Source organism: Variovorax sp. 770b2 (genome assembly GCF_900115685.1).
GTDB lineage: Bacteria > Pseudomonadota > Gammaproteobacteria > Burkholderiales > Burkholderiaceae_C > Variovorax.
In genome coordinates this window covers 320025-334974 of record NZ_FOXJ01000004.1, presented here as the reverse complement: position 1 = coordinate 334974, position 14950 = coordinate 320025, and the positions used below count along the sequence as shown (strand labels likewise).

Here is a 14950-nt window from a genome sequence, read left to right as displayed (position 1 = left end):
CCCGCGAAGAACAGGCCCACCAGGATGAGGCAGGTGCCCGCGCCGAACGGGTCCTCGACCACGCCGTTCAGGCCGCCTTCGATGAACTTGGCCGGGATGCCGAGCACCGTTTCGGACCCGAACCAGGTCGCGAAGGTGGTCGTCACGATCATGAAGAGCGGCAGGTGCCGCCCCGCGATGGCGAAGTCGGTGGTGTTCTTCACCCGCCTGGCGGCATAGAGCCCGATGGCGATGGTGACCAGCAGATAGACGACAACCAACGTCAGCAGCACGGGGAATCTCCTCTAGAACAACTTCACACGCACCAGCAACTGCATGGCGAGCAACCCCAATACAAAACCTATGCCACCGTAGATGATGGTCTGCAGCAGCTTGTTGGTGCGTTTTTGCGCGGCCAGCAACTCCAGCAGCTCGCGGCGGTGATCGGGTGGCCGATTCTCAAGGAAATCGTGCAGCAATCGAGGCAGTTGCGGCAGCAATTTTGCGTAGCGCGGCGCTTCGGCCTTGAGCTGCTGGAACAGCTTCTTGGGCCCGATCTGGTCGACCATCCACTTCTCGAGGAAGGGCTTGGCGGTGTGCCAGAGGTCCAGCTCGGGATCGAGCTGGCGGCCCAGGCCCTCGATGTTGAGCAGCGTCTTCTGCAGCAGCACCAGCTGCGGCTGGATCTCGACGTGGAAGCGCCGCGAGGTCTGGAACAGGCGCATGAGCACCATGCCGAGCGAGATCTCCTTCAGCGGCCGGTCGAAGTACGGCTCGCAGACGGTGCGGATCGCCGCCTCCAGCTCGTCGATGCGCGTGCCCTCGGGCACCCAGCCGCTTTCCAGGTGCAGCTCGGCCACGCGCTTGTAGTCGCGCCGGAAGAAGGCCACGAAGTTCTGCGCGAGGTACTCCTTGTCCGACTCGGTGAGCGTGCCGATGATCCCGAAATCCAGCGAGATGTAGCGCCCGAAGGTCTCGGGCGCCAGGCTCACCTGGATGTTGCCCGGGTGCATGTCGGCATGGAAGAAACCGTCGCGGAACACCTGGGTGAAGAAGATCGTGACGCCGTCGCGTGCGAGCTTGGGAATGTCGACGCCGGCCGCGCGCAGGCGCTCGAGCTGGGCGATGGGCACGCCGTTCATGCGCTCCATCACGATCACCTCGGGGTGGCAGAAGTCCCAGAACATCTCGGGGATCAGCACCAGGTCGAGCTCGGCCATGTTGCGGCGCAACTGGGCCGCGTTGGCCGCCTCGCGCACCAGGTCGAGCTCGTCGTGCAGGTACTTGTCGAACTCGCCGACCACCTCGCGCGGCTTCAGGCGCTTGCCGTCGGGCGAGAGCTTCTCGACCCAGCCGGCCATCATGGCCATGAGCGCCAGGTCTTTCTCGATCACGCCGCGCATGTTGGGGCGCAGCACCTTGACCGCGACGTCGCGGATCTCGCCCTGGTTGGTGCGGATGGTCGCGAAGTGCACCTGCGCGATCGAGGCGCTGGCAATGGGCGTCTCGTCGAACTGCACGAACACATCGCCCACCGGCCGGCGGAACGAGCGCTCGATGGTCGCGATGGCCACCGCCGAGGGAAACGGCGGCACGCGGTCCTGCAGGAAGGCGAGCTCGTCGGCGATGTCGGGCGGCAGCAGGTCGCGCCGGGTCGACAGCACCTGGCCGAACTTCACGAAGATGGGGCCCAGCCGCTCGAGCGCCTCGCGCAGCCGCTGGCCGCGCGGCGCATCGAGGTTGCGGCCGACGGACACGACGCGGGCCACCACGCGCAGCCAGGGCTTCTGGAAGCTCGTGAGCACGAGCTCGTCCAGGCCATAGCGCAGCGCGACCCAGACGATGAACAGGCCCCGGTAGAAGCGCCTCATTCGGCCTGGCCCGCCGAACCGCCGGCCTTGGCCGTGCGGTCGCCGACGAACTGGCGAAGCGCGGTCGCCACGCGCCGCACGCCATTGCCCAGGGTGTGCGCGGGCACATCGCCGATCACGCGTGCGAGGTCGTCCTCGACGTCCCAGCGCACGTGGTCGACCAGCCAGTTGACCTCGGCGGCCAGCTGCACGTCGCCGACGATCTGCACCGAGGGCTTGTCGCCGCGCAGCGTGGCGCGGGCGATCTCGAACGGGGAATCGTCGGTGACGGTGAGAGTGAGTTCAGGCACGGAGCCGGGCGGTGCCAGGTCGAGCAGGCCGGCCGGCGTGGCCACCAGTTCCATGGTCACGAAGCGCCACTGGAAACGCACCACCCTGCCCTGCTGGCGCAGCAGCCGCTGCTGGGCCTCGGGTTCCTGCTGCAGCACGTGGTTGAGGAACAGGACCGCGCGGTGCTGGATCTCGTGGACCGCCCAGTCCGGCGGCTGCAGGCGCTCGCCGATGCGGTTGAAGAGGTCGCCGAGAAAAGAAAAAGGGGACGATGGTGTGGCCATGTCCCCATTATCGTTTCTGTACGCGGCCCGGCGGCCGCGAACGTCGGTCGTTTACTGCAGCGCTTGCACGCCGGCAACCAGCCAGCCGCCACCACCGCTGGTCGGCTTGGTCATGTTCCACACTTCGCGGAACGGACCCGGGCCTGCCGAGGCGTCCTCGCGGATCATGCCGGAGAACTCCACGCTCGCCATGTAGGCGTCGGGCAGCTCTTCGATGCCCAGCAGCTTGGCGTCGAGCATCACGACCTCGGTCTTGTTCGATGCACCACCGGTGTGGCTCGCACGGTCGGCCAGCTGCGTGCGGATTTCCTCGACCATCTCGTCGGTCATCATCGAGCGCAGCATCGACACGTCGGCGCGGTCCCACGCATCCTGCAGCGTCACGAAGTTGCGCTTGGCGGCGCCAAGGAAGCCGTCCACGTCGAAGCCCGTGGGGATGCCCCAGGACTGCGAACCGCCCAGCGCTGAACCGATCATGCTGCCGCCCGCTGCGGCACCCGCTGCCGAGAGGCTGCTGCCATGGCGGTCACCATCGGCCGGCGTGGCGTCGAAGGCCGTGGCCGAACGCTCCCATGGCCGTGCCGACGCATCGTTGCCCACATTGGCCGGGCTGTACTGCACCGGTGCGCTGGCGTTGGCGGGGTTGCCGCCGGCGCCCTGGAAGGCAAAGCCGCCTTGGCCATTGGCACCACCCGAAGCAGCCGAGCGTGCCTTGAAGATGCGCCACACCGCGAAGGCGGCGAACACCAGCAGGCCGATCAAGAGGATGTTGCCGAAGCCGGCACCCAGGCCCAGCGAATGTGCGAGCCATGCGAGGCCGAGGCCGGCGGCGAGGCCACCGAGCATCGCGCCCCACGGACGCTTCGGCGCGGCGGCGGCGGGCGCGGCAGTCGCGGGCTTGGCGGCCGAGTTGGTCGCGTTCTGCTGCGCAGGTGCGGCGGGCGGCGTGGACTGGCGCTGCGTCACGTTGGACGACTGGCGGCCGAAGGACTTGCCGCCACCCACACGGGCGGCGTCTGCCTGCACGCTCACGAGCACCAACGCAGCTGCCAGGAACAAAGAACTCAAACTTTTCATGTCGTCTCCTCTAGAGCGAAAAATTCGCCTCATCAACACTTGATTCCAACATGCAAGGCAGCGATGCCACCCGTCATGTTGTGATAGTCCACATGTCCGAAACCGCCCTCTTTCATGAGGGTCTTGAGCTCCTCTTGCGAGGGATGCATGCGGATCGATTCGGCCAGGTAGCGATAGCTCGCGTCGTCGCCGGCCACGAGCTTGCCAAGGCGCGGCAGCACGTTGAAGGAGTACCAGTCGTAGGCCTTGGTGAGCGGCTTGGCGATCTTGGAGAACTCGAGCACCAGGAGCTTGCCGCGCGGCTTGAGCACGCGGTTCATTTCCTTGAGCGCGATGTCCTTGTGCGTCATGTTGCGCAGGCCGAAGGCCACCGTCACGACGTCGAAATGGTCATCGGGAAACGGCAGCTTCTCGGCATCGCAGACCAGCGTGGGGAGCGCAACGCCGGCATCGAGCAGGCGGTCGCGGCCGGTGCTCAGCATGGCTTCGTTGATGTCGGTGTGGACCACCTGGCCGGTGGCGCCGACCTTCTTGGAGAAGGCGAGCGCGAGGTCGCCGGTGCCGCCCGCGATGTCGAGCACGCGCGAGCCTTCGCCCACGTTCGCCACCATCACGGTGTAGGCCTTCCAGGCGCGGTGCAGGCCCACCGACATCAGGTCGTTCATGACGTCGTAGCGCGAGGCCACCGAATCGAAGACGCCGCGGACACGCTGCGCCTTCTCGCTTTCGTCGACTTTCTCGAAGCCGAAGTGGGTTGTACTCATGCGACCGATGTTAGGCCGGAAGCCCACACATCAAGGCGACGACCCCGCACCCACGGCGGGCATTTGTTGCTTTTTCTTCAAATGAAGAGACGCTGCAACGCGCGTCCTTGCTGCCTGCGGGGCTATCGTTTCAATAGCACCGGGAGATTCGAAAGCATCAGTGGCTGCTGCACGAAGGTCCGCTCTTGTCGATCATCGGTGCATCGCGATCGATGCCCGCCTCGGCGAGCCGGCGCTCGTACTGCGCCCACAGGTCGGCCTGGTTCGCACCGAGTTCGTAGAGCAGGTCCCACGAGTAGATGCCGGTGTTGTGGCCATCGCTGAAGGTCGGCTGCACGGCGTAGTTGCCGACCGGTTCGAGGTCGGCCAGTTCGACATCGCGCTTGCCCGTCTGCAGCACTTCCTGGCCCGGGCCGTGGCCCTGCACCTCGGCCGAGGGCGAGTAGATGCGCATCAGCTCGAAGGGAATGCGGAAGGTCGCCCCGTCCGAGAAGCCCACCTCGAGCACGCGCGACTGGCCGTGCACGGTGATCGATTGCGGCGTCGGTGCGCCCGGTTTCAAGCCTGCCATAGCGGTATTCCATTCGGAAAAATTCTCGGAGGCGCGCAGTATGCCGCGCGGCTGCGCCTGCATGCGCATCGCTGCGCGAATACCAGCGCTTAGCATCGCGGCATGCAGACACGTCAACGCCATCGATCGTCGCGCCCGAACTGGGCCGCCCTTGCCCTCTGCGCCGTGCTGGCGGCCGGCTCCGTCATGCCGGCGCATGCCTTCTGGGGCCTGCTCGGAAAGGCGGCAGGCAAGGCCGCAACCGCGGGCAAGGCAGCGGGAACCGCCGGCAAGGGTGCGGCTGTCGGCGCGGGTGCTGTCGCAGCCGAGAGCGCAACGGGCGTGGCAGGCGTTGCCGGCAAAGGCGCGGCAGCCCTCGGTGACGATGCGGCGCATGCCGCGCAGTTCGGGACGCGGGCCTCGGGGCCCGAATTCAGCGCAGTGAACGCCGCGCTGCCACCCGAGGTCGCCGCCTATCTCGCCAAGCCGGCGAAGGACCTGACGCCCAGGGACACTTCGCGAATGATGGACAGCTACCGCCAGATGGTCGAACGCGCAGGCAAGAGCGGCGACTTCACGACGGTGGAGCGCCTGCCCACTTCGGCGGGCACAGGCCGCACATTGCCGGTGAACGAGACGGCCAGGCCGGCCACATCCGCGCCCAAGACCGAAGCTGCAGCCTCATCGACGGGCGTGCCGTCCGCCTTGCCCATCCACGCACTGCGCGTGCTGGCCCATGCGTCGCACGCGGGCAACCGCGAGGCGCAGACCGAACTGGATCGTGTGTGCCGCGACGGCAGCGTCGCATCGAAGCGCTTCTCCAAGGAGATGCGCGCCACCCCGGAATTCAAGGAGGCATGCGCGAACCGCAAGTTGGCGGCAACCCGCACGGCCTCCGCGCGCTGAGCGCGGGCGGCCTCGCGTTCAGCCCTGCAGCAGCGCCAGCCGGCGGACCATCTCGGCCTCCACCTTCGGCAGCAATGCCTGCAGATCCACCACGCGATCGACCGGCGCCGCGCGCTGCGCGGCAGCCCAGAACGGCGCGGGAAAGTGACTGTCCCACTCGAAGCGCGCGATCACGTGCCAATGCAGGTGCGGCACCATGTTGCCGAGCGCGGCGAGGTTGACCTTCGTGGGCTTCAACTGCTCGCGCAGGCACTGCTCGACCGCCGTCACCGCTTCCATGCACAGCACGCGGTCCGCGGCGTCGAGATCGGAAAACTCCGGCGCATGGTCGCGCCAGATCACGCGGTAGAAAGCCGGAAAGCCCGCCTCCTCCGCATGGATCACGCGCACCTTGGCGCCCTCGAACACCACGCGGCCACCCGGGCCTTCGCAGAAGGGGCAGCCTGGATGCACCCTCATACCAGCACCCGCTCGATCCCGCCCTGGTTGGCTGCGGCCACGTATTTCGGCATCCAGTCCTCGCCCAGGATCTTGTTGGCCATCTCGACCACGATGTAGTCGGCTTCGAGCAGGCCGTTGTTCAGGTCGTTGCCGTAGCGCGAGAGGCCTTGCAGGCAGCTCGGGCAGCTGGTGAGGATCTTCACGTTGTCCTTGGCGCCGACAGCACCGCTCTCGCGCAATTCGGCCTCGCCCTTCTTGAGCTCCTCTTCCTTGCGAAAGCGGATCTGCGTGGAGATGTCGGGCCGCGACACGCCCAGCGTGCCCGACTCGCCGCAGCAGCGGTCGTTCTTGAGCACGTTGTCGCCGACCAGCGCCTTCACCGTCTTCATCGGGTCCTGCAGCTTCATCGGCGAATGGCAGGGGTCGTGATAGAGGTAGCCGCCACCGCCTGCGTCAGCCAGCGTGATGCCCTTCTCGAGCAGGTACTCGTGGATGTCGATGATCCGGCAGCCCGGGAAGATCTTGTCGAACTGGTAGCCCTGCAGCTGGTCGTAGCAGGTGCCGCAGCTCACCACCACGGTCTTGATGTCCAGGTAGTTGAGCGTGTTGGCCACGCGATGGAAGAGCACGCGGTTGTCCGTGATCATCTTCTCGGCCTTGTCGAACTGGCCGCTGCCGCGCTGCGGATAACCGCAGCACAGGTAGCCCGGCGGCAGCACCGTCTGCACGCCCGCATGCCAGAGCATCGCCTGCGTGGCCAGGCCCACTTGCGAGAAGAGGCGCTCCGATCCGCACCCCGGGAAGTAGAAGACCGCCTCGGTTTCCGAGGTCGTCGCCTTCGGGTCGCGGATGATCGGCACGTAGTCCGCGTCCTCGATGTCCAGCAGCGCGCGCGCCGTCTTCTTCGGCAGGTTGCCGGGCATCTTCTTGTTGATGAAGTGGATCACCTGCTCCTTGAGCGGCGCCACGCCCAGCGTGGCCGGCGGGGCGGCGGTCTGCTTCTTCGCCAGGCCGCGCAGCAGGTCGTTGGCCAGGCGCTGCGCCTTGAAGCCGATGCCCACCATGCCCGCGCGCACCGCCTTGATGGTCTGCGGGTTGGTCGCGTTCAGGAAGAACATCGCGGCCGCGTTGCCGGGGCGGAAGCTCTTCTGGCCCATCTTGCGCAGCAGGTTGCGCATGTTCATCGACACGTCGCCGAAGTCGATCTTCACCGGGCACGGCGTCAGGCACTTGTGGCACACGGTGCAGTGGTCGGCCACGTCCTCGAACTCTTCCCAGTGCTTGATGCTGATGCCGCGCCGCGTCTGCTCTTCATAGAGGAACGCCTCCACCAGCAGCGAGGTCGCCAGGATCTTGTTGCGCGGGCTGTACAGCAGGTTGGCGCGCGGCACGTGCGTGGCGCACACCGGCTTGCACTTGCCGCAGCGCAGGCAGTCCTTCACGCTGTCGGCGATGGCGCCGATGTCGCTCTGCTGCATGATCAGCGACTCGTGCCCCATGAGGCCGAAGCTGGGCGTGTAGGCGTTGGTCAGGTCGGCATGCAGCGTGACGGTTTCGCCCGCAGGCGCCCGCAGCAGCTTGCCCTTGTTGAAGCGGCCTTCGGGGTCGACGCGGGCCTTGTATTCGGTGAACGGGCGCAGCTCTTCGTCGCTCAGGAATTCGAGCTTGGTGATGCCGATGCCGTGCTCGCCCGAGATCACGCCGTCCAGGCTGCGTGCCAGCGCCATGATGCGCACCACCGCGGCATGCGCGGTCTGCAGCATGTCGTAGTTGTCGCTGTTCACGGGGATGTTGGTGTGCACGTTGCCATCGCCCGCGTGCATGTGCAGCGCGACCCACACGCGGCCCTTGAGCACGCGCTTGTGGATGGCGGTGCACTCGGCCAGGATCGGCGCGAACTCGGCGCCCGAAAAAATCTCCTGCAGCGGCTGGCGCAGCTGCGTCTTCCAGCTCGCGCGCAGGGTGTGGTCCTGCAGCTGCGGGAACAACTCATCCACGTTCTGCAGCCAGCCGGCCCAGAGCGCGCGCACCTCGTGCACCAGCGCCACGGCCTGCGCCACGCGGTCTTCGAGCAGCTCTGCCGCCGGGATCTCGTGCGCGTCGTCGGTCTTGCCCAGCGGCAGGTTGCCGCGCGCAAGGAACACTTCGAGCTCATCGGTGAGCGCGAGCTTGTTCTGCAACGACAGCTCGATGTTGATGCGCTCGATGCCGTCGCTGTACTCGGCCATGCGCGGCAGCGGGATCACCACGTCTTCGTTGATCTTGAAGGCGTTGGTGTGCTTGCTGATGGCGGCCGTGCGCTTGCGGTCGAGCCAGAATTTCTTGCGCGCCTCGGGGCTGATGGCGATGAAGCCTTCGCCGCTGCGCGAGTTGGCGATGCGCACCACCTCGGAGGTGACGCGTGCCACCGCATCGGCGTCGTCGCCCGCGATGTCGCCGAACAGCACCATCTTCGGCAGGCCGCCGTGCTTCTTCGATTTCGTGGCGTAGCCCACGGCCTTCAGATACCGATCGTCCAGATGCTCGAGGCCGGCCAGCAGCACGCCCGAGCGCTTCTGCTCGGCGAACATGAAGTCCTTGATCTCGACGATGCTGGGCACCGCGTCCTTCGCGTTGCCGAAGAATTCGAGGCACACGGTGCGCGTATGCGAGGGCATCTTGTGCACCACCCAGCGGCAGCTGGTGATGAGGCCGTCGCAGCCCTCCTTCTGGATGCCCGGCAGGCCCGAGAGGAACTTGTCGGTCACGTCCTTGCCCAGGCCCTCCTTGCGGAAGGTGCGGCCGGGGATGTCGAGACGCTCGGTGCGCAGTTTCGTCTTGCCGTCGGCCGCGTAGTACTGCAGCTCGAACAGCGCGCTTTCGGCGTCGTGGATCTTTCCCAGGTTGTGGCCGATGCGCGTGACTTCGAGCCACTCGGCCTGCGGCGTCACCATGCGCCACGAGGCGAGGTTGTCCAGCGCCGTGCCCCAGAGCACGGCCTTCTTGCCGCCGGCATTCATGGCGACGTTGCCGCCGACGCACGAGGCTTCGGCCGAGGTGGGATCGACCGCGAACACGAAGCCCGAGCGCTCGGCCGCATCGGCCACGCGCTGGGTGACCACGCCCGCTTCGGTCCAGATGGTCGGCACGGGGTTGTCGAGGCCGGGCAGCGAGATGTGCTCGACCTCGGTCATCGCCTCGAGCTTCTCGGTGTTGATGACGACGCTGTTCCAGGTCAGCGGAATCGCCCCGCCGGTGTAGCCGGTGCCGCCCCCGCGCGGGATGATGGTCAGGCCCAGCTCGATGCAGCCCTTCACCAGGAGCGCCATCTCGGCCTCGGTGTCGGGGCACAGCACGACGAAGGGGTACTCCACGCGCCAGTCGGTCGCATCGGTCACGTGCGATACGCGGGAGAGCCCGTCGAACTTGATGTTGTCCTTGGCGGTGAGCCGGCCCAGCACGCGCGTGGCCTTGCGGCGCAGGGCCGCGACGTCGCGGAACTTGGTGTCGAAGGCTGCCACCGCATCGCCGACCAGAGCGGTGAGCTCACCGACCAGTTGGTCGCGCGGCATGTCGCTGTCGGGGGTGCGGCGCTTCTGGACTTCGGTCAGCCGGTGCTTGAGTGCCTCGACCAGCTGGCCGCGGCGGCGCGGGTTGTCCAGCAGGTCGTCCACGAGGTAGGGATTGCGCTGCACCACCCAGATGTCGCCCAGCACTTCGTAGAGCATGCGCGCCGACCGGCCGGTGCGGCGCTCGGCGCGCAGGGTCTGCAGCAGTTCCCAGCCACGTTCGCCCAAGAGGCGAATCACGATCTCGCGATCGGAGAAGCTGGTGTAGTTGTACGGGATCTCGCGCAGTCGGACAGGCTCTGCGGCCTGTGCCAACAGCGTGTTCAACGCGGTCGGAGCATTCATCGGGTGGGGCCCTTGGCCAGGCGCTGCGCGCCCATGTAGCCGGGGGGTCGATTTTAGGGCAGGGCTTGGGGTCTTGCCTCGTGACCTTGGCCTTGCCCTTGTGCTATGGGCACCAGCCCGTCCCCGCCCGGCGCCCGAGCGCCCGGGCTCAGATGCTCAGAACAGCACGCGGCTGCGGATCGTGCCGTTCACCTTCGCCAGCTTCTCCAGCGCCAGGTCCGAGGAGGAGGCGTCGATGTCCGTCACCACGTACCCGACCTTCTCGTTCGTCTGCAGGAACTGGGAAGAGATATTGATGTTGTTGTCCGAGAAGATCTTGTTGATCTCGGACAGCACGCCCGGCACGTTCCGGTGGATGTGCAGCAGCCGGTGCTTGCCCGGGTGCGCGGGCAGCGCCACCTCGGGGAAATTGACCGACGAGGTCGAGGTGCCGTTGTCGCTGTACTTCACCAGCTTCTCGGCCACTTCGAGTCCGATGTTGGCCTGCGCCTCCATCGTCGAGCCGCCGATGTGCGGCGTCAGGATCACGTTGTCCAGGCCCCGCAGGGGCGACTGGAACTCGTCCTTGTTGCTGCGCGGCTCCACCGGGAACACGTCGATCGCGGCGCCCAGCAGCTTCTTTTCCTTCAGCGCGCCGGCCAGCGCCTCGATTTTGACCACGGTGCCGCGCGAGGCATTGATGAGGATCGACCCCGGCTTCATCGCGGCGATCTCGGCCGCGCCGATCATCCATTGCGTGGCCTGCGTCTCGGGCACGTGCAGCGTGACGATGTCGCTCTGAGCCAGCAGCTGGTGCAGCTCTCGCACCTGGCGCGCATTGCCCAGCGGCAGCTTGGTGACCACGTCGAAGAACGCCACGTGCATGCCCAGCGCCTCGGCCAGCACCGACAGCTGCGCGCCGATCGAGCCGTAGCCCACGATGCCCAGGGTCTTGCCGCGGATTTCGAACGCGTTGTCGGCCGACTTGAGCCAGCCGCCGCGATGCGCCACCGCGCTCTTCTCGGGCACGCCGCGCAAGAGCAGGATCGCTTCGGCCAGCACCAGCTCGGCCACCGAGCGGGTGTTGGAATAAGGCGCGTTGAACACCGCCACGCCATGCTCGCGGGCCGCATCGAGGTCGACCTGATTCGTGCCGATGCAGAAGCACCCGGCGGCCACCAGCTTGTGGGCCGCGGCAAACACCTCGGCCGTCAGCTGCGTGCGCGAGCGGATGCCCAGGAAATGAACGTCGGCGATCTTCGCCTTGAGTTCGGCATCGGGCAGTGCGCCCGGCAGCGACTCGATGTTGGTGTAGCCGGCGGCGCGCAGCACCTCCACGGCCGAGGGGTGGATGCCCTCGAGCAAGAGGAACTTGATCCTGCTTTTATCGAGGGAGGTTTTGCTGCTCATGGCGGTCTCGCAAAGGGCCCTGGCCGTGGCGAAAAGCTGGGCCGAAAAAGGGAGGGCGATGCTAGCATGGTGCAACGCAACATGCAGGCCCGCACCCCGCGCCGGGCTTGGCGCCAAAGGGGTTTCCCCGATTGGAAGATGACAGCGGTCCGTGCGCCAATGTGACGCGGCTGTGTCATCCACATGCCCTAGCATCCGCGCTTTCATTTTCCCTTCAGGAGTCTTCATGCGATTCAAGACGCTCGCGCTGGCCTCGACGCTGGCCGCGACCACGCTGTTCAACGTGGCGCAGGCCCAGACCGAGATCCAGTGGTGGCATTCCATGACCGCCGTCAACAACGAGTGGGTCAACGACCTGGCCAAGCAGTTCAACGAGAGCCAGAAGGAATACAAGATCGTGCCGACCTTCAAGGGCACGTACGACGAATCGATGACGGCTTCCATCGCGGCCTACCGCTCGGGCAACGCACCGCACATCCTGCAGGTGTTCGAAGTGGGCACCGCCACCATGATGGCCAGCAAGGGCGCGATCATTCCGGTGGGCCAGGTCATGAAGGACGCGGGCGAGAAGTTCGACCCGGCCGCCTACATCCCCGCCGTGGCCGGCTACTACACCGCCCCCAACGGCCAGATGCTGAGCTTCCCGTTCAACAGCTCGACCACCATCTTCTATTTCAACAAGGACGCCTTCAAGGCCGCGGGCCTGCCCACCGACAAGGCACCCTCGACCTGGCCCGAAGTGGTCGCGGCAGCGGCCAAGCTGAAGGCGAGCGGCCACAAGTGCCCGTTCACCACGGCCTGGCAGAACTGGACGCAGGTGGAGAGCTTCTCGGCCTGGCACAACGTGGAGTTCGCGAGCAAGGCCAACGGGCTGCAGGGCCTGGACGCGCGCCTGAAGGTGAACTCGCCGCTGCACCAGCGCCACATCGAGAACCTCGCCAGCATGGCCAAGCAGGGCCTGTTCATCTACAAGGGCCGCGGCAACGTGCCCGAGGCCTCGTTCGTCTCGGGCGAGTGCGCCATGATCAACACCTCGTCGGGCTTCTACGGCAACGTGGCCAAGAACGCCAAGTTCGCCTACGGCCTGGCGCCCCTGCCCTACTACCCGGACGTGCCGGGCGCACCGCAGAACACGGTGATCGGCGGCGCGAGCCTGTGGGTCATGTCGGGCAAGAAGCCGGCCGAGTACAAGGGCGTGGCCAAGTTCTTCAGCTTCATCTCGACGCCTGAAGTGCAGTCCGCCAGCCACAAGCGCACGGGCTACCTGCCGGTGACCACCGCCTCGTACAAGCTCACCGAGGAATCGGGCTTCTACAAGCAGAACCCCGGCACCGACGTGGCCGTGACGCAGATGATCCGCAAGGTCACCGACAAGAGCCGCGGCATCCGCCTGGGCAACTACGTGCAGATCCGCGCCATCGAGGACGAAGAGCTCGAACAGGTCTGGAACGGCAAGAAGACCGCCAAGGAGGCGCTGGACGCGATCGTCACGCGCGGCAACGAGCAACTGGAACGCTTCCAGAAGGCGAACAAGAGCTAACGATTGACGGCCGGGCCTGCGCGTCCGGCTAATATCGCCCGCCCCCGTTCGCTCTTGCACAAGGGCGGGCCGGGCGGGATTTTTTATTCAGAGGGATCATGGAAAAACGCGTTTTCTTTCGCTCGGGCTGGTTGCCCTGGCTGCTGTTGACGCCGCAGATGGCGGTGATCCTCGTGTTTTTCTTCTGGCCGGCGGGGCAGGCCATCCTGCAGTCGCTGCAGCAGCAGGACGCCTTCGGCACCTCGGTCGAATACGTCGGTCTGCAGAACTTCAAGGAACTGTTCCACGACCCGAGCTATGCCGAGTCGTTCAAGACCACGGCGTTCTTCTCGGTGCTGGTGGCCGGCATCGGCATCAGCCTGTCGCTCATGCTCGCCGTGTTCGCCGACCGCATCGTGCGCGGCGGCATGTTCTACAAGACCATGCTCATCCTGCCCTACGCCGTGGCGCCCGCGGTGGCGGCCGTGCTGTGGGTCTTCATGTTCTCGCCCTCGCTGGGCGTGGTGGCCTATGCGCTGGGCAAGGTCGGCATCAACTGGAACCACCTGCTCGACTCGGGCCACGCCATGACGCTGATCGTGATGGCCTCGGTGTGGAAGCAGATCTCCTACAACTTCCTGTTCTTCCTGGCCGGGCTGCAGTCCATTCCGAAGTCGCTGATCGAGGCCGCGGCCATCGACGGCGCGCGCCCGTGGCGCCGCTTCTGGACGGTGCAGTTCCCGCTGCTGTCGCCCACCACGTTCTTCCTCCTGGTGATCAACGTGGTCTACGCCTTCTTCGACACCTTCGCGATCGTCGATGCGGCCACGCAAGGCGGCCCGGGCAAGGACACCACGATCCTGGTCTACAAGGTCTACCACGACGGCTTCAAGGGCCTGGACCTGGGCGGCTCGGCCGCGCAGTCGGTGGTGCTGATGGTGATCGTGGTGGCGCTGACCGTCATCCAGTTCCGCTACGTCGAGAAGAAAGTGCAGTACTGATGAAGCAACAAGAAAAACCCGAACCCATCGGAGCGCAGCATGGTTGAGAAGCGCGGCACCCACGGCATCCTGGCCCACGTCATCATGATCCTGGGCGTGCTCATCGTCGCCTTCCCGCTCTACCTGGCGTTCGTGGCCTCCACGCACACCGCGCAGGAGATCGTGCAGGCGCCGATGCCGCTGCTGCCCGGCTCGAACATCGTGGACAGCTACAAGGGCGCGCTCTTCGGTCGCGAGAACAGCGCAGGCTCCAACGCCCCGGTGGCGCACATGATGTGGGTGAGCTTCGTGACGGCGATGGTGATCGCCATCGGCAAGATCTCCATCTCGCTGCTGTCGGCCTTTGCCATCGTCTACTTCCGCTTTCCGTTCAAGAAGATCTGCTTCTGGGCCATCTTCGTGACGCTGATGCTGCCGGTGGAGGTGCGCATCCTGCCCACCTACAAGGTGCTGTCGGACCTGAACATGCTGAACACCTACGCGGGCCTCACGGTGCCGCTGATCGCCTCGGCCACGGCGACTTTCCTGTTCCGCCAGTTCTTCCTCACGGTGCCGGACGAGCTCACCGAGGCCTCGCGCATGGACGGCGCAAGCCCGATGCGCTTTTTCTTCGACGTGCTGCTGCCGCTCTCCAAGACCTCGATTGCGGCGCTGTTCGTGATCCAGTTCATCTACGGCTGGAACCAGTACCTCTGGCCGCTGCTGGCGACCACGAGCGAAGACATGTACCCGGTGGTGGTCGGCATCAAGCGGATGATCGCCGGCGGCGACGGGCAGAACGAATGGAACGTCGTGATGGCCACCGCCATCCTGGCGATGCTGCCGCCCGCGCTGGTGGTGGTCCTGATGCAAAAGTGGTTCGTCAAGGGCCTTGTGGACACCGAGAAATAGGCTCGCCCCCAGGCTGCGCGCACATCGCGCCGCTTCGCCACCCCCTACCCGGGGGCACCACCAGCGGCACGGCAAAGCCGGTTCCGCGGTGGTTCTGGAAATAACAGTGCCTCGC

General features: G+C 66.1%; 12 protein-coding genes and 1 pseudogene. 4 read left to right on the top strand and 9 right to left on the bottom strand.

Translation table 11 applies throughout. The features are described from left to right. The 6 genes and pseudogenes from BM133_RS23320 to BM133_RS23295 all read right to left on the bottom strand — a co-directional run. A pseudogene (locus BM133_RS23320) lies at window positions 1-272 on the bottom strand (sodium:solute symporter); the annotation flags it as partial. A gap of 12 nt (window positions 273-284) precedes the next feature. Continuing rightward, window positions 285-1850 carry a ubiquinone biosynthesis regulatory protein kinase UbiB gene (ubiB, locus tag BM133_RS23315; RefSeq protein ID WP_093438983.1) on the bottom strand — a complete coding sequence of 522 codons (1566 nt, stop codon included), beginning with the start codon at window positions 1848-1850 and terminating at the stop codon, window positions 285-287. Next, entirely contained in the window at window positions 1847-2404 is a 558-nt protein-coding gene (locus BM133_RS23310) for a ubiquinone biosynthesis accessory factor UbiJ (RefSeq protein ID WP_093438980.1), read from the bottom strand. The genes ubiB and BM133_RS23310 overlap by 4 nt, the downstream gene beginning before the upstream one ends. Window positions 2405-2455: 51 nt before the next feature. Next, window positions 2456-3481: a Tim44 domain-containing protein gene (locus tag BM133_RS23305; protein ID WP_093438978.1), complete on the bottom strand. Its 1026-nt coding sequence runs from the start codon at window positions 3479-3481 to the stop codon at window positions 2456-2458. Window positions 3482-3513: 32 nt separating this feature from the next. Beyond that, complete coding sequence (ubiE, locus tag BM133_RS23300) at window positions 3514-4245, bottom strand: bifunctional demethylmenaquinone methyltransferase/2-methoxy-6-polyprenyl-1,4-benzoquinol methylase UbiE (protein ID WP_093438975.1); 732 nt, start codon at window positions 4243-4245, stop codon at window positions 3514-3516. A 157-nt stretch (window positions 4246-4402) separates the two neighbouring features. Continuing rightward, entirely contained in the window at window positions 4403-4816 is a 414-nt protein-coding gene (locus BM133_RS23295) for a gamma-butyrobetaine hydroxylase family protein (RefSeq protein WP_093439393.1), read from the bottom strand. 102 nt (window positions 4817-4918) lie between these two features. Between BM133_RS23295 and BM133_RS23290 the strand changes: the two genes are divergently transcribed. Then, the gene (locus BM133_RS23290) at window positions 4919-5701 is read left to right on the top strand and encodes a hypothetical protein (protein ID WP_143100185.1); all 783 of its coding nucleotides are present in this window, start codon (window positions 4919-4921) and stop codon (window positions 5699-5701) included. Between the two features lie 18 nt (window positions 5702-5719). Here the strand turns inward: BM133_RS23290 and BM133_RS23285 are convergent, their stop codons facing one another. The 3 genes from BM133_RS23285 to serA all read right to left on the bottom strand — a co-directional run bounded on the left by BM133_RS23285 (window position 5720) and on the right by serA (window position 11424). After that, window positions 5720-6160 (bottom strand): HIT family protein, encoded by a 441-nt coding sequence (locus tag BM133_RS23285; RefSeq protein ID WP_093438970.1) that lies wholly within the window; start codon window positions 6158-6160, stop codon window positions 5720-5722. Continuing rightward, window positions 6157-10035, bottom strand: coding sequence for a DUF3683 domain-containing protein (locus tag BM133_RS23280; RefSeq protein ID WP_093438967.1), 3879 nt, complete (start codon window positions 10033-10035; stop codon window positions 6157-6159). Before BM133_RS23280 ends, BM133_RS23285 begins: the two co-directional genes overlap by 4 nt. Window positions 10036-10191: 156 nt before the next feature. Continuing rightward, window positions 10192-11424: a phosphoglycerate dehydrogenase gene (serA, locus tag BM133_RS23275; protein WP_093438964.1), complete on the bottom strand. Its 1233-nt coding sequence runs from the start codon at window positions 11422-11424 to the stop codon at window positions 10192-10194. 226 nt (window positions 11425-11650) lie between these two features. Between serA and ugpB the strand changes: the two genes are divergently transcribed. The 3 genes from ugpB to ugpE all read left to right on the top strand — a co-directional run bounded on the left by ugpB (window position 11651) and on the right by ugpE (window position 14835). After that, the gene (ugpB, locus tag BM133_RS23270; RefSeq protein ID WP_093438961.1) at window positions 11651-12964 is read left to right on the top strand and encodes a sn-glycerol-3-phosphate ABC transporter substrate-binding protein UgpB; all 1314 of its coding nucleotides are present in this window, start codon (window positions 11651-11653) and stop codon (window positions 12962-12964) included. Between the two features lie 98 nt (window positions 12965-13062). Continuing rightward, the gene (gene ugpA, locus BM133_RS23265; RefSeq protein ID WP_093438959.1) at window positions 13063-13944 is read left to right on the top strand and encodes a sn-glycerol-3-phosphate ABC transporter permease UgpA; all 882 of its coding nucleotides are present in this window, start codon (window positions 13063-13065) and stop codon (window positions 13942-13944) included. A 39-nt stretch (window positions 13945-13983) separates the two neighbouring features. Continuing rightward, window positions 13984-14835, top strand: coding sequence for a sn-glycerol-3-phosphate ABC transporter permease UgpE (ugpE, locus tag BM133_RS23260; RefSeq protein ID WP_093438956.1), 852 nt, complete (start codon window positions 13984-13986; stop codon window positions 14833-14835). The last annotated feature ends 115 nt before the right edge of the window (window positions 14836-14950 follow it).